The 19648-nt window shown below is 63.4% G+C and carries 21 protein-coding genes; 8 read left to right on the top strand and 13 right to left on the bottom strand.

The window, feature by feature from the left end; genetic code table 11:
* Nucleotides 1–109: 109 nt before the first annotated feature.
* A complete protein-coding gene (gltS, locus tag ACK4OE_RS06205) occupies nucleotides 110–1333 on the bottom strand; it encodes a sodium/glutamate symporter (RefSeq protein ID WP_409883778.1) in 1224 nt (407 codons plus the stop codon).
* A 127-nt stretch (nucleotides 1334–1460) separates the two neighbouring features.
* On the opposite strand from gltS, the gene ACK4OE_RS06200 reads away from it, so the two are divergent.
* Nucleotides 1461–2123: a pseudouridine synthase gene (locus tag ACK4OE_RS06200; protein ID WP_409883776.1), complete on the top strand. Its 663-nt coding sequence runs from the start codon at nucleotides 1461–1463 to the stop codon at nucleotides 2121–2123.
* 102 nt (nucleotides 2124–2225) lie between these two features.
* Here the strand turns inward: ACK4OE_RS06200 and ACK4OE_RS06195 are convergent, their stop codons facing one another.
* The 3 genes from ACK4OE_RS06195 to ACK4OE_RS06185 all read right to left on the bottom strand — a co-directional run bounded on the left by ACK4OE_RS06195 (nucleotide 2226) and on the right by ACK4OE_RS06185 (nucleotide 3717).
* Nucleotides 2226–2579 (bottom strand): hypothetical protein, encoded by a 354-nt coding sequence (locus ACK4OE_RS06195; protein ID WP_409883774.1) that lies wholly within the window; start codon nucleotides 2577–2579, stop codon nucleotides 2226–2228.
* A gap of 66 nt (nucleotides 2580–2645) precedes the next feature.
* Nucleotides 2646–3029 (bottom strand): hypothetical protein, encoded by a 384-nt coding sequence (locus ACK4OE_RS06190; RefSeq protein WP_409883772.1) that lies wholly within the window; start codon nucleotides 3027–3029, stop codon nucleotides 2646–2648.
* Nucleotides 3030–3192: 163 nt separating this feature from the next.
* Nucleotides 3193–3717, bottom strand: a complete 525-nt coding sequence (locus tag ACK4OE_RS06185) for a DUF2242 domain-containing protein (protein ID WP_409883805.1) — start codon at nucleotides 3715–3717, stop codon at nucleotides 3193–3195.
* Nucleotides 3718–4396: 679 nt separating this feature from the next.
* Here ACK4OE_RS06185 and ACK4OE_RS06180 point away from each other — a divergent pair.
* Entirely contained in the window at nucleotides 4397–4834 is a 438-nt protein-coding gene (locus ACK4OE_RS06180) for a thermonuclease family protein (RefSeq protein ID WP_409883770.1), read from the top strand.
* Between the two features lie 93 nt (nucleotides 4835–4927).
* Complete coding sequence (locus ACK4OE_RS06175; protein ID WP_409883768.1) at nucleotides 4928–6217, top strand: MFS transporter; 1290 nt, start codon at nucleotides 4928–4930, stop codon at nucleotides 6215–6217.
* A 24-nt stretch (nucleotides 6218–6241) separates the two neighbouring features.
* Here ACK4OE_RS06175 and ACK4OE_RS06170 read toward each other — a convergent pair whose 3' ends face one another.
* Complete coding sequence (locus ACK4OE_RS06170; protein WP_409883766.1) at nucleotides 6242–7165, bottom strand: DHH family phosphoesterase; 924 nt, start codon at nucleotides 7163–7165, stop codon at nucleotides 6242–6244.
* A gap of 154 nt (nucleotides 7166–7319) precedes the next feature.
* Between ACK4OE_RS06170 and ACK4OE_RS06165 the strand changes: the two genes are divergently transcribed.
* On the top strand, nucleotides 7320–7784 hold the full coding sequence (locus ACK4OE_RS06165) for a TerB family tellurite resistance protein (RefSeq protein ID WP_409883764.1): 465 nt from the start codon (nucleotides 7320–7322) through the stop codon (nucleotides 7782–7784).
* A 118-nt stretch (nucleotides 7785–7902) separates the two neighbouring features.
* Here the strand turns inward: ACK4OE_RS06165 and ACK4OE_RS06160 are convergent, their stop codons facing one another.
* Nucleotides 7903–8214, bottom strand: a complete 312-nt coding sequence (locus ACK4OE_RS06160; protein WP_409883763.1) for an ankyrin repeat domain-containing protein — start codon at nucleotides 8212–8214, stop codon at nucleotides 7903–7905.
* 114 nt (nucleotides 8215–8328) lie between these two features.
* On the opposite strand from ACK4OE_RS06160, the gene ACK4OE_RS06155 reads away from it, so the two are divergent.
* Together ACK4OE_RS06155 and ACK4OE_RS06150 are read left to right on the top strand one after the other, a co-directional pair.
* Entirely contained in the window at nucleotides 8329–9126 is a 798-nt protein-coding gene (locus ACK4OE_RS06155) for a pseudouridine synthase (protein WP_409883761.1), read from the top strand.
* 78 nt (nucleotides 9127–9204) lie between these two features.
* Nucleotides 9205–10155 carry an NAD(P)H-dependent flavin oxidoreductase gene (locus ACK4OE_RS06150; RefSeq protein WP_409883760.1) on the top strand — a complete coding sequence of 317 codons (951 nt, stop codon included), beginning with the start codon at nucleotides 9205–9207 and terminating at the stop codon, nucleotides 10153–10155.
* A 60-nt stretch (nucleotides 10156–10215) separates the two neighbouring features.
* Here the strand turns inward: ACK4OE_RS06150 and ACK4OE_RS06145 are convergent, their stop codons facing one another.
* Complete coding sequence (locus ACK4OE_RS06145) at nucleotides 10216–10806, bottom strand: NAD(P)H-dependent oxidoreductase (protein WP_409883759.1); 591 nt, start codon at nucleotides 10804–10806, stop codon at nucleotides 10216–10218.
* Nucleotides 10807–11224: 418 nt separating this feature from the next.
* Here ACK4OE_RS06145 and ACK4OE_RS06140 point away from each other — a divergent pair, with 418 nt between their 5' ends.
* Complete coding sequence (locus ACK4OE_RS06140; protein WP_409883757.1) at nucleotides 11225–11734, top strand: MgtC/SapB family protein; 510 nt, start codon at nucleotides 11225–11227, stop codon at nucleotides 11732–11734.
* A 45-nt stretch (nucleotides 11735–11779) separates the two neighbouring features.
* On the opposite strand, the gene ACK4OE_RS06135 is transcribed toward ACK4OE_RS06140, so the two are convergent.
* The 4 genes from ACK4OE_RS06135 to ACK4OE_RS06120 form a co-directional block, all read right to left on the bottom strand.
* On the bottom strand, nucleotides 11780–16360 hold the full coding sequence (locus tag ACK4OE_RS06135) for an IPTL-CTERM sorting domain-containing protein (RefSeq protein WP_409883756.1): 4581 nt from the start codon (nucleotides 16358–16360) through the stop codon (nucleotides 11780–11782).
* 116 nt (nucleotides 16361–16476) lie between these two features.
* Entirely contained in the window at nucleotides 16477–16995 is a 519-nt protein-coding gene (locus ACK4OE_RS06130) for a phage tail protein (protein WP_409883755.1), read from the bottom strand.
* A gap of 26 nt (nucleotides 16996–17021) precedes the next feature.
* Nucleotides 17022–17516, bottom strand: a complete 495-nt coding sequence (locus ACK4OE_RS06125) for a phage tail protein (protein ID WP_409883754.1) — start codon at nucleotides 17514–17516, stop codon at nucleotides 17022–17024.
* A 4-nt stretch (nucleotides 17517–17520) separates the two neighbouring features.
* Entirely contained in the window at nucleotides 17521–18027 is a 507-nt protein-coding gene (locus ACK4OE_RS06120) for a phage tail protein (RefSeq protein WP_409883753.1), read from the bottom strand.
* A gap of 244 nt (nucleotides 18028–18271) precedes the next feature.
* On the opposite strand from ACK4OE_RS06120, the gene ACK4OE_RS06115 reads away from it, so the two are divergent.
* Nucleotides 18272–18664, top strand: coding sequence for a DUF6916 family protein (locus ACK4OE_RS06115; RefSeq protein WP_409883752.1), 393 nt, complete (start codon nucleotides 18272–18274; stop codon nucleotides 18662–18664).
* Here ACK4OE_RS06115 and ACK4OE_RS06110 read toward each other — a convergent pair.
* Nucleotides 18648–19184 (bottom strand): GNAT family N-acetyltransferase, encoded by a 537-nt coding sequence (locus tag ACK4OE_RS06110; RefSeq protein WP_409883751.1) that lies wholly within the window; start codon nucleotides 19182–19184, stop codon nucleotides 18648–18650. The two genes, ACK4OE_RS06115 and ACK4OE_RS06110, sit on opposite strands and share 17 nt — an antisense overlap.
* Complete coding sequence (locus tag ACK4OE_RS06105) at nucleotides 19156–19479, bottom strand: DUF6916 family protein (RefSeq protein WP_409883750.1); 324 nt, start codon at nucleotides 19477–19479, stop codon at nucleotides 19156–19158. The genes ACK4OE_RS06110 and ACK4OE_RS06105 overlap by 29 nt, the downstream gene beginning before the upstream one ends.
* Nucleotides 19480–19648 lie beyond the last annotated feature (169 nt).

Below are 19648 nucleotides of genomic sequence, written 5' to 3'. Positions count from 1 at the left end.
CTGCGCGCGAGGAGCGCTGTGTCCACACCAGCGCCACCGCGGAACCGGCTTCGCCGGGCCGCTGGAGGCGTCCCCCTACGGGGGAAGACGCGAAGCGGCTCAGGGGGCTTCATTTCAAGTAGTTCATGAACCCCGTGATCACCACGGCATTGAAGAAGTCGATGAACAGCGAGCCCACGAGCGGGATCACAAAGAACGCCTTCACCGACGGGCCGTTGACGGCGGTAAACGCCTGCATGTTGGCCATGGCGTTGGGCGTGGCGCCCATGCCAAAGCCGCAGTGCCCGGCGGCGATGACGGCCGCGTCGTAGTCGCGCCCCATCAGGCGGAAGGTGACGAAATACGCGAACCCGAACATCAGCGCGGTCTGTGCCACCAAGATGACCAGCAACGGCCCGGCCACCTCGGCCAGCTCCCACAGCTTCATCGACATGAGCGCCATGGCCAGAAAGAACGCCAGCGACACACTGCCTACCACCTCGAACTGGCCCAGGGGAAGCTCGCCATTGCGCCAGTCGATGATGTTGCGCACCAGCGCGGCCACCAGCATGGGGCCCAGGTACGACGGCAGCGTCACCCCCATGTCCTTGAGCCAGTTGACCAGCACGGTGCCCGCACCGATGGACACCGCGATCAGGATGCTGGCGTACATCACGGTGTCGTTGCTGCCCGAGCGTGCCAGGGGTGCAGTGCCGGGCATTTTGGCGGCCAGGGTGCCGGTGCCCACAGCGGTTTGCTTCGCGCCGTCCACACCGGACGCATGCAGGCCGTTGCGGCGCATCAGCAGCGTGCCCAGCGGGCCGCCGATCACGCAGCCAGCCACCAGCCCATACGTGGCCGCAGCAATGGCGGCGGGCAGTGCGCCCGCAGCGCCCGCCTGCTCCAGCAGCGGCCCGAATGCGGCCGATGTGCCGTGACCACCTGTTAGCGACACCGACCCCGCCGCCACCCCGATCAGCGGGTGCACGCCCAGCATGGTTGCCAGCCCGGCACCCAGCGCGTTTTGCAGCACCACCAGTCCCACGGCAGCCGCCAGAAACAGCGCCACGCCGACGCCGCCTTTTTTGAGCAGCTCAAAACTGGCCGAAAAACCGATGGTGGTAAAGAACACCAGCAGCAAAAACGCGCGCATGGTGTCGTAGAACTGAAAGGTGAACCAGTTGGCCTGGTGCCCCACCAAGGCGATGAGCGAGAACACCAGCCCGCCAATGATGGGCCCGGGGATGAAATAGCGCGACAGCACGCCCACGCGTTTTTTGATGAATTCGCCCACCACCAGCAAAACAGCGGCGATACCGATGGTCTGGGCAATGTCGAGCTGAATGGTGACCATGGCGGTGTCTCCTTGAGGCCTTGTTGAGAGGACCAGGCAACACTTGCCCAGATGAATTAGCTATTTATTAGATAGCTAATAGCGCTTGCTGGAGTAGCGCTGGGGGCCGATTTTATATCTAACGGCGATGCAGTTCCTTCGGCCAACGGCTGAACCGGGTGTCAGACACAGCCCCGCGCAGCGCGGCTATGCTCAGCAGCCGCCACCTGCCCCGTCAACCCCCGCCACCCGCCATGCAAAGCCCGTTTTCATGACCGTACGCCTGATCCGCTTCAACAAGCCCTTCGGCGTGCTCAGCCAGTTCACCGCCGAGGGCAAATGGCAGGGCCTGAAGGACTACATCGAACTGCCCGGCGTGTATGTGGCCGGGCGGCTGGATGCCGACAGCGAAGGCCTGCTGCTGCTGACCAGCGACGGCAAGCTGCAGGCGCAGATTGCCGACCCACGCTTCAAGATGGAGAAGACCTACTGGGTGCAGGTGGAGGGCATACCGGACGACGCTGCGTTGCAGGCGCTGCGCCACGGCGTGGTACTGAATGACGGCCCCACCCTGCCCGCCCGCGCGCGCCTGCTGGAACCGCCCCCTGCGGTATGGCCGCGCAACCCGCCCATCCGCGAGCGCAAGGCCATCCCCACGGCTTGGATCGAACTGGTCATCAAGGAAGGCCGCAACCGCCAGGTGCGGCGCATGACGGCCGCCGTGGGCCACCCCACGCTGCGGCTGGTGCGCGCGGCCGTGGGGCCGTATTCGCTGGAGGGGCTTGAACCGGGGACGTGGGAAGCCTGCTGAGGCATCGCGCTGCAGGTGTGCACTGCCGAGGTGCGCTGCAATGTTCTGGGGACCTACGGATGCGGTCGCAGCTAGCGCGTGGAGCGCCGCTGAACGCCGCCCTCACGCCACCGCGTTCAGCAACAGCCCCGTCGTCTGGCCCGAGGCATTCACAAACGGCACGCTGCGGACAGCAGGTGCGTTGTTGGAAATGGCATTGGCATTGGCATTGGTATCGGCGTTGCTGGCCGCCGACACCTTGCCGCGCGCCGTGGCAGAACGCTCGTTCGCATCTGACGCCTGGGCAGTGAGGTTGTCAGCCCGGGCTTGCTCCTGGTCGGCTACGCGCTGCGCTGACTGCGCCTGTGAGCCAAGCGCACGCGCTGTCTGCTCCGCCTGCTGGGCCTCGCGGCGGGCGGCCTGCAGCGCATACGATGCGCCGGATGCGCCAGACAGTACTGCGATGGAAGTGGCCATGGCAAAAATCGCTGGGGATGAAGATTAGGCGGCGTAGATGGCAAGACTGCGCACTACGCCCTACGCTCAGCGCGCTACCGAACCCTCTGAATCGGCATAGGCGCGGCGCAATTGCGAATCTGCCTGGGCGCGCACGCCGCTGGCGTCCGACTGCTGCGCCGTCTGCTCCGTCGCCTGTGCAGTCTGTGTACGCCGGGCTTCCTGCGCCGCATCGGCTGCGCTGGCGGACTGCTGGGTTGCGGTAGCGGAGCGGGCGTCGTCAGTAGACTGCCGTGCCGCCAGCTCCTGCGCGCGGCGGCTGAGCGTGACCGTGGTGGCCTGGGGCTGCTGCGCCGCATTGCCTGCAGCCGCAGCCGTGCGCTGGGTGTTTTCGTCGCCTGCCGCAGGGGTGCGGGTCACGCCCTGGTAGCGGTTGGTGGCGGACGATGCGAGCGAGGTGACTGAATCCATGGAAGGTCTCCTTCAAGGTGGTGCGCGGGCACCTGCGGCAAAACGGCGCGGTTCGATGGCATAACTGAATGGCGTGTCTCAGCCGCAGATGGTGTTCCAAGCCACTGCAAAAGTAAAGTGCATCGTCGGATACCCCCAGTGCGGAAGTCTCTCAGGCCCCAAATCAGTCCGCCTGCGCCTGGTCAATCACCAGATAGCGTTTGACCAGATCAAAGAAGCTTTCATAAAACCCGTCTTTGGAGATCGTCTCGCTGCCCACCTTGACCAGCGATTCGCTGCTGGACGAGAACGGCAGCGACACCGACCCGATGGCGCCCACGCCCAGGCTGGCGGAGTTGTTGGTCTTGCGCAGTGCGTAGGTGTCTTGCAGCGCGGTCACAAAACCCAGGCTGACCTTGCCGTCGTTGGCCTCGGGCACGCAGACCACGCGCACCACCATTTGCAGGTGCGACTCAGCTTCGGGCTGGAAGCTCTTTTTTCCCTCCACCAGGTCGGCCGTGGACGACGTGATGATATAGCCCTGGCTGAGCAGCGCCCGCCGTGACGCCTCGCAGGTCTGGCCCGGTGTGGCGTCAAACAGGCGCGAATAGGTGGCAACCGAACCGAAGCTTTCTTGCACCCCAAAGGTCTTGGTGCCCCCGGTGGCCGAGCAGCCCGCCAGCCACAGGGCCGCGGCGCTGGTTGCCATGACGGCGAGCGCCCGTGCAATGCTGCGGGGGGCGCTGGCTGTCAGCGATTGGGCGGGCTGGCGTGACGTTGTAAGAAGGCTCAAGACCGGGGACTCCTGGTGCTGTGTTGTCTGCATCGGTTATTGACGGTACGCCCGCCGACAGGTGTCGTGCGGGGCAAAAAAACTGTCTGAATGAGTTCGGCGGAACGAGGGCTGTGATGACGAGCGCCAGAACCGGGTTCCGGGGATTTTAAAAAAGCACCTGCGTCGGCGGCATGACTGCTCCAAGGTGCCCACGCGCCCACAAACACTCACTATGAGGCCAAGGCGGTGCAACTGAGACTGAGTCGCGCCGAGTCAACGTATCAAATTGCTGCGGGGTGTTCGGGTCTGAAAATCAGGTTGCTCAGATATTTATAGCTGCCACCGCTTACCCATCAATCGCTAGAGGGCATTTTGATTCATATCTTGTCCACAACACGCTCAACTCAACCCGCCCAGCCTGTGGGACGTGTTGAGCACCCGCGTGCGGGTAGCCCACGGCCGGGAGCTACACTATTGATAGCTGCTAGCGCTTATGAATAAAGCGCCAGAGGCCAAAAACACTTGATTTTTTGGCCCCACAAGCGGCAGGTGCCGCCACCGCACCACCTGCCACACCCGTACCCCGCCCTCCCTTCTCCCCCCTCTTTTGACCGTGCCCCTCGCCGCCTCCCTGCTCTGCCTGGTCGTCGCCATCAGCGACGGCGATACCCTGACCGTGCGCTGCGGCGCGCCCGGCGCCTACCAGCCATTGAAGGTGCGCATTGCCGCCATCGACGCGCCTGAGTCGCGCCAGGCGTTTGGCCAGAAGTCGCGGCAGAACCTGGCGCGCCTGTGCTTCAAGCAGCGCGCGACGCTCCAGCCGATAGACCGCGACAGCTATGGCCGCACGGTGGCCAACGTGCGCTGCGGCGGCACCGACGTTGCGACGGCCCAAGTGCGCGCGGGGCTGGCCTGGGTGTACACGCCCTATGCCAGCGACCACCCCCAGCTGGCGCCGCTGCAGCGCAAGGCGCGGGCCGGCGGCACGGGGCTGTGGTCGCAAAAGCGGCCGCTGGCGCCGTGGGACTACCGCCACCGGCATGCACGCTGAGCCCCGCCGCACGGGCACCCAGCAGACATCTTGTTAAGCCGATAGCATCGCCCGCTCGCTCCATCCGTTGCCATTGCCCCAGCGACCCGCTCAGTGACCGAACCCTCCACCCCCTCCACCCCCTCCACGCCCTCCACGCCCCCACCCGACGCCGCGCCTGAAAGCGTCTACCGCCACGCCGGCTTCGTCTCCTTCCTGATCGCCCGCGTGGTCGCCGTGGTGGCCACGCAGGTGCAAGCCGTGGTGGTGGCCTGGCAGGTGTACGATCTGACGCGCGAGCCGCTGGCGCTGGCCTATGTGGGCCTGGCGCAGTTTCTGCCCATGCTGTGCCTGCTGCTACCCGCAGGTGATTTGATCGACCGCTTTGACCGCAGGCGCATTCTGGCCATCAGCTGGTCGGTGGGCGCGGTGTGCAGCGCCTTGCTGTGGTGGCTGGCAGGCCACGGGGCCAGCGGCGTGGCGGGCATCTATGCGGTGCTGGTGCTGTACGGCTGCTCGCGTGCGTTCTCGGGCCCGGCCATGCAAAGCCTGTTGCCGCAGATCGTGCCGCGTGCCCAGCTGGCGCAAGCCATTGCCGCCAACAGCATGCTCATGCGCACCGCCAGCATTGGCGGGCCGCTGCTGGGCGGCTTCTTGTATGCGCTGGGCGGTGGCGAGCTGACGTATGCCGTGTGCTGCGCGTGTTTTGTGCTTGGCGTGATGCTGCTTTTGAGAGTGGAGGTGGCGTATGCCACGGCGCCCGGCCCGGCGCAGGGCACGATGCTTGAGCGCTTTGGCGCGGGCATCGCGTTCATCCGCTCGCGGCCCATCATTTTGGGCACCATTTCACTCGACCTGTTTGCCGTGTTGCTGGGTGGCGTGGTGGCGCTGCTGCCCATCTACGCACACGAGGTGCTGCACGTGGGCCCTGCCGGCCTGGGCGCACTGCGCAGCGCCATGGCCGTGGGCGAGGTGGGCGCGGGCCTGTACCTGAGCATGCGGCCGTTCAACCGCAAGGTGGGGCGCACCATGTTCATCGCCGTGGCGGTATTTGGCGTGGCCAACCTGGTGTTTGCGCTGTCTACACTGTTTTGGCTGTCGTTTGCAGCGCTGCTGGTGGCGGGCGCGGCGGACATGGTCAGCGTGTACATCCGCGGCGCGCTGGTGCAGTTCTCCACGCCCGACACCATGCGAGGACGGGTGAACGCAGTGAACATGCTTTTCATCGGCTCATCGAACGAGTTGGGCGAGTTTCGCGCGGGCACCAGTGCGGCGTGGCTGGGCGTGGTGCCAGCGGCCATTGTGGGCGGCCTGTGCACGCTGGGCGTGGTGGCGACCTGGGCCACCGTGTTCAAGCCCTTGCGCAAAGTGGACCGGTTTGAAGAAGCGGCCAACGCACACTGACGTTGACCGAATTCCCCGCAACGGCTACGGCGTTGTTGCGTTAAAGGTGCCGGTCAGCAGCTCGGGCAGGCGCTCCACACCCATCTTGAACCCGCAGGCCTGCGCATGGCCCCCACCGCCCATGCTTTCGGCCAACGCGATGCAGTCAAAGTTGCGCTGCGAGCGCAGGCCCGCTTTCACGCCCTTGGCACCTGCGCTCCACATCAGCGCAAAGGTGCCGGTCTTGGCAGACAGGATGTCGCCCACCAGGCTGTGGAACATGCCAGGCGCATTGACCATGAGGCCTTCGATGCCGTTGAACACCAGGGGTTGTGCGCCCTCGGCAATGTCAGTGGCGAGCTTGCGGTATTTCTCGTCCATGGCCGCGCCGCGCGCCATGAAGCTGGTGAGCTGCTCGGGGGTGAAACCTGCGATCTCCTGCCAGCGTGCAAAGCCCTGCTCTTCCATGTCGAGGGCCGAGAGGAATGCAGCGCTTTCGTCGAACTCCCACTTCCAGATGTCGCGGTCTTCCACGTACTGCAGCAAAGGGGGCACGGGGAGGTGCGGGTGAAAAAACTCCCACGCCAGCCGCGCGCCCGATTTGTCCATGTCAAAGTGCACCACGCCACAGCGGCAGGCAAAGCCGGTGAGCTTTTCGGCGGCGCTCTTGTGGTGGTCTAGCATCACGAGCTTGGCTGCGCGCTCGTCAATGGCGTAAAGAATGTCGGCAGAAAACGAAAAATCGAGGATGTAGACCGTGCGGCCCGTCACCGGGGGGAGGTCCTCCACCGTCTTGATGTCGCCGTGGTCCAGCCCCAGATATTCAGCGCTGTCGCCGTAATACAGCCAGGCGGCCAGCGCGGCGCCAAAGCCATCGGGGCAATTGCGCCCGTGGTACAGCACCAGAGGGGAAGGGTCGTTTTTATTGGGGGCAACCAGCAGTTGCAGGGGGAGAATGGATTTCTTCATGGCCGCCAATTGTCGCGTGCTGCCCGTAAAGAGGCGAGCAAACGATGGCAACCGCCGCCGTAATCAGCGCTGAACGGTTCGCGCAGCACGTACCCCGGGGAACCATCCTTGTGCCGCGCCCCTCCACCTTTTTCCGATTTTTTTCACGCCGCCCATGCTCAAGACACTCAAAGACCTGTTTGACAGCTTCACCCAACCCAACGCCAGCCAATCCCCCGCAGAGCGCGAGCACGCCGTGCAACTGGCCGCGGCCGTACTGCTGGTGGAGGTGGTGCGGTCCGAAACGTCGATGGACGAGGCTGAGCGCACCGCCATGGTCACCGCCCTGCGCAGCAAGTTTGCGCTGAGCGACGACGAGCTGGAGCGCCTGCTGGAGCTGGCGGTGACCACATCCAAGACCGCCTACGACTACCAGCGCTTTACTGGCAGCCTGAACGACCACTTCACACAAGACCAGAAGATCCGCCTGGTGGAAGCGATGTGGCAAGTGGCCTATGCGGATGCACACATCGACGCCAACGAGAACCACACCATCAGCAAGGTGGCGGGTTTGCTGCATGTGACGCATGGGGAATACATCGCGGCCAAGATGCGGGCGAAGGAAGAAAGCCCCCCCTGAGTCGCCTGCGGCGCCTTCCCCCCCGAGGGGGACGCCGCCCGTACGGCGGGGCGGCCCTTGCACGGCGGCCGCTGGTGGGGGCCGCGCGGGCTCGACCGACTGTGGACTGGCTTCGCCCTTACACCGGAAGCCAGCGCCACCAGAACGGTTTGCGCTCTTCCTTGGCGCCCCGCGCCCGCAACAGCGCCACAAAGGCTGTGCGTCCATGACGGCGCGCTGCCTCCAGCGGGGTCATGTCGTCAAAATCAGACCGCAACTGCGGGTCGGCGCCGTGGTCCAGCAGATAGTGTGCAATGTCGCTGTGGCCATGGATGAGGCTGGCCACCAGGGGCGTGCACAAAATCTCGGGATGCTGGTAGTTGGGGTTGACACCCGCGTTGATGTGGTAGCGCACCAGCGCCAAGTCGCCTTCCACTGCGGCGGCGTACATGTCTTTCCAGTCTCCACCTGACATAACGTGAACCCTCTGCACAAACTCAATGGGATGCAGTGTAGGCAGGTGGGCGTGCGGCACAATGCGCGCCTTCCCTAACCCCCTTCATTGATGTATTCATCGCACCCCCTGCACATCCTCTGGCGCGACGAGCACCTGGTGGCCGTCTACAAGCCTGCGGGCTGGCTGGTGCACCGCACGGGGCTGGACGCGGGCGAGACGCGGTTTGTAATGCAGACCCTGCGCGACCAGCTGGGGCAGCATGTGTTTCCGGTGCACCGGCTGGACAAGGGCACCTGCGGCGTGCTGGTGATGGCGCTTCACAGCGATGCTGCGCGGGCACTGTCACAGGGGTTTGAAAACCACGCTACGCACAAGCGCTACCTGTCCATGGTGCGCGGCTGGGCGCCCGAGGCCATCGAGGTGGACCATGCATTGAGGCCCGACGATGCCCCACCCGATGCGGCGGTGCAGGACGCACACACCCGTTTTAGGCGCCTTGCGCAGCTCACCCTGCCCGAGGCCAGCGATGCGCGTTTTGCCAGCACGCGCGCGTCGCTCGTCGAGGCGGTGCCCACCACCGGGCGGCGCCATCAGATCCGCCGTCACCTGAAGCACCTGGCGCACCCCATCCTTGGCGATGCTACGCACGGCAAGGGCCCCATCAACCGCTGGTGGGCAGAACGGCTGGGGCAGCAAAGGCTGTGGTTGCATGCGTGGCAACTGACGGTGCCTCACCCGGTGACAGGCGTTGCGATGACGTTTGACAGCGGGCTGCAATGGCCTGCTTTTGGTGGCTGCGACACGGCGCAAAACACCCAAGACCCAACCGCCAGCCCCACGTCTGACTGGCAGCAGCTGTTTGCGCGGTTGCCGTGGGACAACGCAAATGAGACACCAAGCGCCTGAAGCACCGTAACGCGGGCGACACGACGACGGCGCACCCGTCGAAATAATGGGCACTCCAAAAATCAGGAGACTGCGTCCATGACCCCACCCGCCACCAACCGCGTCCTCGCCCACACCGGCGCGCGCTACCCCATCATCCAGGCGCCCATGGGCTGGATCGCGCGCACGCAACTGGCGTCGGCCGTGTCCCGCGCGGGCGGGCTGGGCATCATCGAGACGTCATCCGGCGAGACCGCCAACTGCCAGGCCGAGATCACCCAAATGAGCGCGCTGGGCCTACCGTTTGGCGTGAACCTGCCCATCCGCTTTTTGAAGGACGACGCCATGCTGCGCTTTGTATGCGCGTCGGGCGTGAAGTTTGTGACCACCTCGGCCGGCAGTCCTGCCAAGTTCATTGCTCCGCTCAAAGACGCCGGCATCACCGTGTACCACGCGGTGCCCACGGTGGACACCGCACTCAAATGCGTGGACGCAGGCATCGACGGCCTGGTGGTCGAAGGCGGCGAAGGCGGCGGCTTCAAGAACCCCGAAGAGGTCTCCACGCTGGTGCTACTGCAGGCCATCCGCGCGCGCGTGGATGTGCCTTTGGTGGCGGCAGGCGGCATCTGCGACGGGCGCGGCATGGCAGCGGCGTTTGCGCTCGGGGCCGAGGCTGTGCAGATGGGCACGCGGTTTGTCAGCTGCGCCGAAAGCCCGGTGCACGCAAACTACAAGAACGCCATCGTCGATGCGGGCGTGACCGGCACCTGGATGCTCAACACCAAGGCCAGCCCCTGCATCCGCGCGCTCAAGTCCGAGCGCACCCTGGCCATCCATGAGGCGGGCCTGATGCCCGCCGACAGCTTTGAAGGCATCCAGCGCGTGTACTTTGACGGCGACATGGAGGCCGCGCCTGCGCTGGCGGGGCAAACCGTTGGGCTGATTGACTCTGTCAAAACCGCGCAGCAGATCATTGACGACACGGTGGCAGAGTTTTTTGCCATCAGCCAGCGGATGGGTGCGATGGCGGCTGCGCGGGCGTTTGGCTGAGATGAACGGGAGTGTCGGGTATCAACGCCCTTCCATGCGCCTACCCCGCCGTACCCTGCACTAACCCGCTTTTGCACCCAAAGCGTGCATCCGACGCTTCCACTTGGCCACGCCCTCCTCGCCCAGTTGCTCCACGCTGCCCACCAGCGTTTCGTTCACCGGGGCAATGCCCACAAAGCCCAGGATGTTGCGCTCCAGCGACTTCACGCTGTGTGCGCGAAAGTACCAGCGGTACACCAGCGCAGGCATGCCCATGGTGACCACAACGCGTGCGCTGCGGCCTGTGAGTCCTTTGTGGCCAAAGGGGTTGCTGCCCTCTGCGGCAAACGCAAACCCGGGTCGAGCGACCTGCTCCAAAAACGCTTTGAGCAACGCGGGCATGTCACCCAGCCACAGCGGAAAAAACAGCACGATGTGCTGCGCCCAGCCGATGTCGGCCTGCGCTGGTTTGAGCGATGCGGGCAGCAGGCCCAGTTCCCATTCGTGCTGGCTGCGCAGCCAGGGGAAGTCAATGGCGGCAATGTCGATCTGCCGCACCTCGTGCCCCGCGGCGGTGGCGCCGTCTGCATAGGCCTGCGCCAACGCGTGGCACAGGTGGGGGGCGGTGGCATCTGGGTGGCCCTGGATGAGCACGATGCGTTGGGGGTCCATTCAAGCTCCTTGTGGGCGTGCCAAGTCCCAAACCGATTCAGACTCTGCGCCGCTCTGACAGGTTCAACCCGTATTTTTCGGAGACATATTGCAGCCGCCACAAACTATTAAATTGATAGCTGATAGCGCTTTACAGATAAGCGCTAGAGGCCAATTTGACCAGATATTTACAGTATCAAACGGCAAGAACTGTAGGGCTGTGCGTCGGCTGCGTCCTACCCACGCCCGCGCGCCACGCCGGTAGACGGCCGCCCGGCGCTGCGCGACAGTGCCCCAGCAAAGCGCTTTGACACGAACCACGCGCCCGGCGCGGCGCATCCTCCCCAAGACACTGTCCGCCCAAAGATCCCATGACCCCAAACATCTCTCATCCCCATCAGCGCGCCATCGCCCGCACATCGCACCGGGGTTTTGCATCATGAGCAGTTGGTGGCAACAGATTGCGACCACGGTGGCATCAGAATTTTCTGATGTACCCGACGTGGCACAGGCGACCCGCATCGTGGTGCGCCTGGGCATGGCAGGGCTGCTGGGCGGTCTGCTGGGATGGGAGCGTGAGCACGCAGGCAAGGCGGCCGGGGTGCGCACCCACATGCTGGTCGCCATGGGCGCCGCACTGTTCGTGCTGGTGTCCCAGCAGGCAGGCATCGGCCCTGCAGACAACAGCCGCGTGCTGCAGGGCATCATCGCAGGCGTGGGGTTTCTGGGCGCGGGCACTATCCTGAAGGGCGACGGAGAAAACCAGGTCAAGGGCCTCACCACCGCCGCAGGCATCTGGCTGACCGCCGCCATTGGCGTGGCGGCCGGGCTGGGGCAAGAGGCTACGGCGGTCCTCACCACGGTGCTGGCGCTGGTGGTGTTGTGGGCCATCCCCGTGATCCATTTGGCGGTGGAAAACCGCTCCCAGAAAACAGGCCCGCGCCGCTAACTCACCTCAACCGAAGCGCGGCCCATCCTCACTCATACAAGGACTTCAGCGGATGGCACGCCGACGCATGACCCCCCAGGCTGCGGCGGCCATCAGGAACATGAGCAGCAGGCGCCCCCATTCCGAAAGTGTCGGGATGGCGGCGGCTCCGCCCGGCCCGGCAGCCAGTACCGCAGGGCCTCCGGGGTCAAGGATCACGGCGTTCGCAAGCAGATCGTCATCACCCTGCTGACCGTCTACCACGGTGAGCGTGATGGTGTTGCCGGAAATCACAGCACCTGGATACGCATACCAATGAGGCGTCTGGTTGGAGGGTGTGGCTCCGTACTTCCAGTATTGCGTTCCCCGGGGCAATGCCGTGGGATAGGTGAGCTTGACGGTAAAAGAGGAACCTGGAACGCCGCTGATCACCACCAGATCGAACAAGCCCATGGGGAAAGACATCCCGCTGGGTGGCGCCTCCGAAGGCGACTTGGGATGCCCAGTGAGGGGAATGAAGCCTGCGTTCTGAAACTTGCCTGTGCCAGGCTCTGCAAACACCCAAGCGGGGGTCGATATGTCTGCCGCAGCAGGGCCTGCAGGCGTTGTACCCGTTACACCAGGACCTGCCGTGGGCGGTGGCGCCACCGTGAATGTTTGCTGCACATCCGGCGCGGCGTTATAGCTCGCATCTCCGGCTTGCGATGCGATCACACGGCACGTACCAATGCCCAGCAAGCGCACCGTGGTGCCCGTGACGGTACAGACCAGGGGCGTATCGATTGCAAACCTGACGGTCAGCCCTGAACTGGACGACGCAGTCAAAGTGAACTCGGGATTGCCAAGTACCTTGTTGCTCAGCGCTGCAAAGGTGATCGTCTGCAACGCTTTGCCCACCGAGATGGCAACGGTGTCAGAAATTGCCTCGTATGTCGCGTCGCCGCCCTTGGTTGCGGTGATTTCGCAGACACCGATAGCGGTCCCCGTCACTGTAGTGCCCGCTAGAGAACATGCCGCAGCCCCCGAGGTCACGGCGTAGGCCACCGCACCGCCGCCTGCACCTCCGGTGGCAGAGAGGGTCGATGTGCCATTGAGAGCCAGTGACGACGGTGTCGCAACCGCTGTCAGCGTCGGCTGTGCCGCCTTGACCACCAGCACCGCCACTGTGGCGGTGGCAGCTCCGTAGTTGATGTCTGCAGCCTTGGTGGCCGTCACAGTGCAGCCGCCAACACCAATGCCGGTCAAAGTGTTGCCCGAAACCTGGCACTGCCCACCTCCGGCCGTTACAGCAAATGCCACCGCACCCGTACCGGACCCGCCGGAGGCCCCCAGCGTAGCAGTCCCGAGGTAGGGAATCGCGGAGGGACTGGCGGTGGCAACCAGAGGCGCCTGGGCGGCCTGGTCCACCTGGATGTCCACGGTGGCGGAAGCCGGCTCATACTGGGCATCGCCAGCATTGGTGGCGGTTACTGTGCAGGTGCCGGGCGTCACCCCAGTGACCACGTTGCCCGACAGTGAACATGACGCCGCGCCCGCCGTGATGGCCAAACTGACAGCCCCAGCACCCGACCCTCCGGATGTCACCAGCGTGGATGTGCCATTGACCGTGATCACTGCTGAAGGTGTCGCGCCGACGGACCAGCCCACTTGCAGAGCCCGTGTGACAGTGATGACTACCTGACCCGAAACCTCGTTATAAAAAGCATCGGCCGCGCGCGTGGCTGTGACGGTGCACGATCCCACGCCCACCCCGGTGACGACATTGCCTGCAACGGAGCAAGAGCTCGCGCCTGCGGTGACAGCAAAACTGATGCCACCGGACCCGGACCCACCGGAAGCGCCCAGTGTGGCCGTGCCATTCAGCGCAATGGTGCTTGCCGACGCGGTCGCCGTCAGCGCGGCCTGGTTGGCCTTGCTTACGGTGAGATCGACAGTGGTTGTAGCCTGCAAGTAGTTGTCGTCAGACGCTTTGGTGGCGGTGATGGTGCAGTTGCCAATGCCTGTGCCGGTGACCGTTGAGCCCGCCAGCGCACAATTTGCAGCTCCGTCCGTGACGGCGTAGCCCACCGTGCCCGTGCCCGTTCCACCCACCACCGACAGGGTCGACGTGCCGTTGTAAACCACGCTGACGGGGCTGGCCGAAGCGGTCAGCACTGCTTGCTGACCCTTGGCGTTGGTCAGTGCCAGCGTGGTCTGCAAAGCTCCAGCCGTAGCCGTGATGTTGTAGGCTCCAGCCAGCATGTTGGCAGTTGCGTTCAGCGTAGCGATGCCGCTCGCATTGGTAGTGGCGGTGCCGCCAGAATCCAGCGCGGCAGACGCACCCGCTCCGGGCGCGGTGAAGTTGACCACCACGTTCGGCAGCGCGCGGGAATCCACATCAAACACCTGCACCTGCAGCGGCGTGACGAACGCCTGGCCGATGGGTGTCGACTGAGGGGCGCCGGCCACCACATCCATACGGTGTGGCGGGCCAAAGGGGTCGATACGCAACACCAGTCCATTGGCGGCCGCAACGCTGGCAGAAGCACCTGTGGTGGGGTTCGTCAAACCCGCAGCGCCAGAGGTGGTCACCCCGCCGACCGACAGGATCGTGTCTGCATCAACGAGCGTGGCAGAAAGGGCGTGCATGGCATCTGCCCCGCTGGTGCCCAGAAAACCCGAGTACACCAACGACGCAGGTGTGGAGCGAGCAATCTTGGTTAAAAATCCGTCTTGCTGGCCGGGGCGCGTGGTGGTGATTCCGCTCTGAGCCACCACCGGAAACCCCGTGCCGACGCTAGTGGATCCCGTGGCATAGAGGGCTTCACCATCATCCGCAAGTGCCGCAACATAGTCATAGCCCGCGCCACCCAGGTAGGTCGCAAACGGCGTGGTGGGGTGCAAACGGACGACAAATCCGTCCATGTTGCCACCTCCAGTGTTCTGCGCCCCTCCAGCAATGAACCGGGCCCCAGCGTCGTTCGCCGGAAAATTGGGGGCATTGGTTTCACCCGCCACAATGACAACCCCCTCGGAATCGACCACTACGGCGAGCGCTCGGTCCATGCCCACCTCTCCGTTTTGCGGCAGAGATCCTGTCAGGATCTGCATCTGTGCGCTGCTCCCGTTCGCCGCGACGAAGGCAACGAATGCATCCGCCGCGTCGAGAGAACGGGAAGCCAATGCCGTGCGAGAGCCGGTCAGACTGGGCAGGCCTGCCGTGGAATCGGTGGCGCCCGCCACGGCCACGCTGCCGTCCGGCAAGAGCGCGAGAGCGTTACCCATCTCATCCCCACCGTTGCCGCCGATAAAGCCCGCATAGTCCAGGCTGGTGCCACCGGCAGCAACCCGTGCCACAAATGCGTCCATGCCGCCGGTGCCCAGCTGATCGCCACCATGGCTCAGGTTCGGACCGCCAAAGACAGGGAACGCCGGGGCTGCAGTGGTGCAGCCGGCCACAGCACTGGTGGTACAGACAGAAAAACCCGTCACATAGGCACGGCCCAGGCCGTCCACCGCAATGGCATTGGCTTGGTCGTCTTCGGCTCCGCCAATGAAGCCCGAATAGGTCACCGAAGCGCCATTGCTGCCCAGTTGCATCACAAACGCGTCACGATCGCCTTGAGTCTTTGTGCGGCGAAACCGGTTGTCGGCATCGGCGCCTGCGGTCGGGAAATTGGTGGAATGCGTTGCACCCGCCAGATAGATGCCGCCGATGGAGTCAAGCGCCAGTCCATGGCAAGCGTCGTTGGCACTTCCGCCCACATACGTCACAAACTGGGCTACCCCTTTGGGGTCGAACTTGACTACAAAGGCGTCATCACCGCCGCGATCTCCCAGGCCACCGGTGGTTGGCAGGTTCAGCGACTGTGTGGAACCACAAGCAAAGGTGTTGCCATCATCGTCACGGGCTACCGAAAACACCTGGTCATCGGCGTTGCCGCCAACCAGCCCCGAATACCCGGTCCAGGCGGGGTCGATGATCAATGGCTTGTTGACATCGTGGGCAGCCAAGGTGAAACCGATACGCCAGCTGCGTTCGCCAGCTTGCTCGACCCGGTAGCGTGCAGCCACCGGTATGCGACGCTGGCCATCTGGCTGGAACACCACCGGAGCGGCATCCACCAGCACCTCGTCGCCCAAGCGCCATTGCAGCGAACCATCCGCCTGCAGGCTTACACCATCAGCCCCGTCCACACGCCAGACCACGCGCTGCGGATCGGCACCTGCAACCAACTCAAACTGGTATTTGAAGCCCCCGGCGTCGCCCGCAAAGACGGCATCCACGCCGGGCCACACGCCGCGATAGACAACAGAACCGTAGCTCTTGAGACCTGTCTGCCACTGCGTCCGATCTCCCACAAGCCAGTGATACACCGTGGGTGAAGCCTGGGCGCCTTGTGGTGTAGCCCCGGCCGTGTCCTCAAAGCTGTACCGCAGACCGCCATCATTGATGGTTTTCGCGCCAAAGGTGTGCGACTTGGCCGACGCAACTTGCGCGCGTCGCGACTGCAACAGGACACCTGTGGAATCAAAAGCGATTTGACGCCCGCCTGCGGCCGCACGAAAGCGTGCTGCAGCATCGCTGGCGGGCATAGCGACAAAGCGGTTGTCGCGCCCTGCGAACTCGCGCTGCACGACGGGCTTGGTTTGCGACCAAGAAGGCATTGCGCAAGCGACTAGCGCCAGTGCAAGAACGGTACAACGCATGGTGGAGGTCACTACAGGACTGATCGAAAAGGGGCAGGTCGAGAACAATCGCAAGAAGGGTCGCAAGCAACAGATCAGGGTCGCGGTGGAAAAACACCTTGCAACGCAATGATGAAATAAGCCGTGAGATACGGAGGCATGTTGTTGTGCGGCTGGTTGCCGCCCGCCGAGGTGACCATCTCCGACCCCATGGGCTCGCTCGGCACTGTGTTGGCATACGCGCGCGCTGGCGACTGCCCCAGGCTTGCACCAGAGGGGTCGGCCACCGCCGGCCCGGCTGCATTGCCGCCGTACACCATATGGGTGTGCACCGGCATTTCCGAGGCCGTCAGGGTCACCGTTTCCAAACCGCCCGACTGCCCGAGGTCGTAGAGGGACAAGCCTGGCCCCTGCCCGGGCATCATGGGGGCACGCCCTTGCAAATCGGGCAAGGCGAAGTTGCTCGTGCCGTTCCCACCGTATGTGGTACCCAACAGCGAAAACAGGGCGGTGTTCTGCGAGAGAGGCAGCAGTTGCCCGTCGCACCAGGCCCATCCCTTGGGTGCGAAGTTGAAGGGGACAATGCGGATTTCCGCAACAAAAGGGTCGGCCATGGCGCGTATTCGTTAGTCTTGAACGATCAGGTGGGCGAAGGAAAAATGCCTTGTAGAGCTATCACAAAGCTCAGCGTGAGGAAGGGGGGCCAATTGAGATGCGCCTGTGCCCCACCGACGGTCGTAATGGAATCTGTCCGGGTAATCGCTGTCGCCGACGTTGCATAGCTGCCACGCGATGCGGCAAATGCGTTGCCTGCAGGGCCCGTAGCGCGTCCGACCGCAGAGGTTGCCAGGGGGGTGTGGGTGTGCATCGGCAACTCAACCACCGACAAGGTGTGGGCCTGCTCTCCGCCGCGCTCTCCGAGAATGTGCGACCCGCCGACATGGATGGGCATGCGCGCGCGAAAATCCGGTAATGCAAAATTGACTCGCCCATCCCCTCCAAACGCTATCCCCAACAGGGAAAAAAGCGCCTGATTCTGGTTGATGGGCAAAAGCTGACCGTTACAAAGCGCCCATCCCTTGGGCGGATAGGCAAAAGAGACGATGCGGATCTCGGAGAGAAAAGGTTCTGCCATGGCGTCAGGTGGGAGACGGATAAATGCCGAAGAGCGAGATGATGAAATGCACGCACAGGAACGGTGGCCGGTTCTCATGCGGCTGGTTTCCCCCCGCTGGGGAAAGTGTGCCTGCATGCATGGCCTGCGCGGCGCGGCCTGCGTTTACAAAAGTCTTGTAGTCACGGTGCCGGGCGGGTAGCGACCCACCGGGCGATGCCACATAACCGGTTCCCGCAGAAGCAAGCAGCAGATGTATATGGTTCGGGATCTGGTTTACGGTCAACCTTATTTCCTCTTCCCCGCCCGTTTCCCCAAGAAGGAATGCATTGCCTTGGTGAATGGGGATACGACCACGCAAATCCGGCAATGCAAATGTGGATTCACCGTCGCCGCCGTACGTTGTGCCGATCAACTGGAAGAGCGTTTCATATTCAGATATCTGCAGTCGCTGCCCTTCGCACAGGGCCCAGCCGACAGGAGCAAAATTTCCAGCGAACATACGAACTTCGCCAACATAAGGTTGTGCCATGAGCGCTGCAGGCAATTCAGCCTGCGAATTTTGAGGGATAGATCAGACAGGAGAAAGGAATGCCGATGGCATCAAGCCACGCGAGGCATGCCTATCTCCAAAAGCGAACGCGAATATATGTGGAGCAGGGCCGTGGTGCAAGACAAATATGGCGCTGCAACAAAATCTGAGGCAAGATCGCCCCGCCCAATTCCAAGCCTTGTCCGGCCCGCGATTGAGGCCGAAACCTTGATTCAATTCGACGATGAACCACCAAAGACGCTCTCTTCTCAAAGCTGCCGGCATCGCGCCCGCTGCTGCTTCGACGGGACTTGTTCATGCAGCACTCCGCCCCACCGCACCAGCGCTGACAGGGACATTGTTGCGGAGTCATTTCGTTCCATTGGAGGGTGAAGCTTTCGCATTCAGCATGAGCGGTGTGCAAGCCAAGGCTGTGCTAAAGCGCGCAATCGCGTTGCAAGAAGCCACAGATGAAGACCGCAGCTTCCGTCTGCTATTCGCGCCTTCGCAACCTCACTCGTTGGCTCAAGGCACTTGGGACGTTACGCATCCAAAGTTGGGAACACACGCCATCTTTGTCAGCCCTAACGACGCCAATGGTCAAGAGATCGAGGCAATCTTCAATCGGCAGACCTGACCGGCACGGGCCGCCGTCGCATGCGTCTGTAGACGCCCTCAACACCTTCGTCGGCAAAGCCCTCGCGCCCGTACAGCCGGTATGCCGGGTTGTTAGATTCCACGAACAACAACGTATCACGAGCTTCGCGGTAGGCACGTCCAACCACTGCACGCACCAGCGCCGTGCCCCAGCCCCGCCCCCGCCAAGAAGGCATGAAAGCCAGATCCATCAAACGCAATGGGCCAGGGGCCGTACCAAGATACAGACGTCCCACGGGAACGCCTTGGTGTTCAATCACAAGAAGCAGTGCGCCAGGGTAGTGCGCGCGGTAGTGGCGATCTTGCAGCGCAAATTGCGAATCTGAAAAGGCTTGGCGTTCAGTTTCGGCCCAAGGCGTCAACATCAATTCCGGATCGCGTACTGTGCGATACAGCGCGCGCAAAAAAACGAGATCGGCCGCATCCGCTTCGCGCAGTTGCAGTTCGGCCGGAATGCCTGACAAGCCAGTCTCACACGACATGGGAGAAGCAGGCTTCATAAAAAAAGCCCTCTGTCTTCTTTGCAGTGGGGGTCATGAACACTGCGAAGTCCCCGAGGGAGGAATGCCGCAGTTGGTAGGTCCCTTGCTCGATGGGGGCATTCAACGGCCCTTTAAACCAAATGGCGAACTGGTGTGTTCCTGGAGCGGAAGGCGATTCGGTGACACTCTGCACATCCAGCGGTATTTCCGCTACGCCCGATGCGGCCGACACGTATACCACCACCTGCTGATTCACAAAACCCAACGCGTCGGCCCAGGTTAACTGACGAGAAAAAAGAGCAGGATCCAGCATGCGCACTCCACTAGTCGACCAGAAACAGACACTGCAACGCCACACACGACCCAAGGGCCAAGCCGTTGCCAAAAGCACCTTAAAAGGCCCGATGAGTATAGCGATGCAGCATGCGCAGAATGCCTTCGAGGCACGGTGAAGGGCAGCGGATTTCGATCTCGACTCATCT

Origin of the sequence: Acidovorax sp. (assembly GCF_046314175.1) — a bacterium.
In the GTDB taxonomy this organism is placed as follows: Bacteria; Pseudomonadota; Gammaproteobacteria; order Burkholderiales; family Burkholderiaceae_C; genus Acidovorax.
Note: the sequence above shows the minus strand (reverse complement) of the source record. Positions and strands in the feature narration are given on the sequence as shown.

What these genes read in the sequence shown, in the direction of transcription:
- gltS (WP_409883778.1), bottom strand. Translation starts at nt 1,333, where the DNA reads ATGGTCACCATTCAGCTCGACATTGCCCAGACCATCGGTATCGCCGCT.
- ACK4OE_RS06200 (WP_409883776.1), top strand. Translation starts at nt 1,461, where the DNA reads ATGCAGTTCCTTCGGCCAACGGCTGAACCGGGTGTCAGACACAGCCCC.
- ACK4OE_RS06195 (WP_409883774.1), bottom strand. Translation starts at nt 2,579, where the DNA reads ATGGCCACTTCCATCGCAGTACTGTCTGGCGCATCCGGCGCATCGTAT.
- ACK4OE_RS06190 (WP_409883772.1), bottom strand. Translation starts at nt 3,029, where the DNA reads ATGGATTCAGTCACCTCGCTCGCATCGTCCGCCACCAACCGCTACCAG.
- ACK4OE_RS06185 (WP_409883805.1), bottom strand. Translation starts at nt 3,717, where the DNA reads ATGGCAACCAGCGCCGCGGCCCTGTGGCTGGCGGGCTGCTCGGCCACC.
- ACK4OE_RS06170 (WP_409883766.1), bottom strand. Translation starts at nt 7,165, where the DNA reads ATGAAGAAATCCATTCTCCCCCTGCAACTGCTGGTTGCCCCCAATAAA.
- ACK4OE_RS06165 (WP_409883764.1), top strand. Translation starts at nt 7,320, where the DNA reads ATGCTCAAGACACTCAAAGACCTGTTTGACAGCTTCACCCAACCCAAC.
- ACK4OE_RS06160 (WP_409883763.1), bottom strand. Translation starts at nt 8,214, where the DNA reads ATGTACGCCGCCGCAGTGGAAGGCGACTTGGCGCTGGTGCGCTACCAC.
- ACK4OE_RS06155 (WP_409883761.1), top strand. Translation starts at nt 8,329, where the DNA reads ATGTATTCATCGCACCCCCTGCACATCCTCTGGCGCGACGAGCACCTG.
- ACK4OE_RS06150 (WP_409883760.1), top strand. Translation starts at nt 9,205, where the DNA reads ATGACCCCACCCGCCACCAACCGCGTCCTCGCCCACACCGGCGCGCGC.
- ACK4OE_RS06145 (WP_409883759.1), bottom strand. Translation starts at nt 10,806, where the DNA reads ATGGACCCCCAACGCATCGTGCTCATCCAGGGCCACCCAGATGCCACC.
- ACK4OE_RS06140 (WP_409883757.1), top strand. Translation starts at nt 11,225, where the DNA reads ATGAGCAGTTGGTGGCAACAGATTGCGACCACGGTGGCATCAGAATTT.
- ACK4OE_RS06135 (WP_409883756.1), bottom strand. Translation starts at nt 16,360, where the DNA reads ATGCCTTCTTGGTCGCAAACCAAGCCCGTCGTGCAGCGCGAGTTCGCA.
- ACK4OE_RS06130 (WP_409883755.1), bottom strand. Translation starts at nt 16,995, where the DNA reads ATGGCCGACCCTTTTGTTGCGGAAATCCGCATTGTCCCCTTCAACTTC.
- ACK4OE_RS06125 (WP_409883754.1), bottom strand. Translation starts at nt 17,516, where the DNA reads ATGGCAGAACCTTTTCTCTCCGAGATCCGCATCGTCTCTTTTGCCTAT.
- ACK4OE_RS06120 (WP_409883753.1), bottom strand. Translation starts at nt 18,027, where the DNA reads ATGGCACAACCTTATGTTGGCGAAGTTCGTATGTTCGCTGGAAATTTT.
- ACK4OE_RS06115 (WP_409883752.1), top strand. Translation starts at nt 18,272, where the DNA reads ATGAACCACCAAAGACGCTCTCTTCTCAAAGCTGCCGGCATCGCGCCC.
- ACK4OE_RS06110 (WP_409883751.1), bottom strand. Translation starts at nt 19,184, where the DNA reads ATGAAGCCTGCTTCTCCCATGTCGTGTGAGACTGGCTTGTCAGGCATT.
- ACK4OE_RS06105 (WP_409883750.1), bottom strand. Translation starts at nt 19,479, where the DNA reads ATGCTGGATCCTGCTCTTTTTTCTCGTCAGTTAACCTGGGCCGACGCG.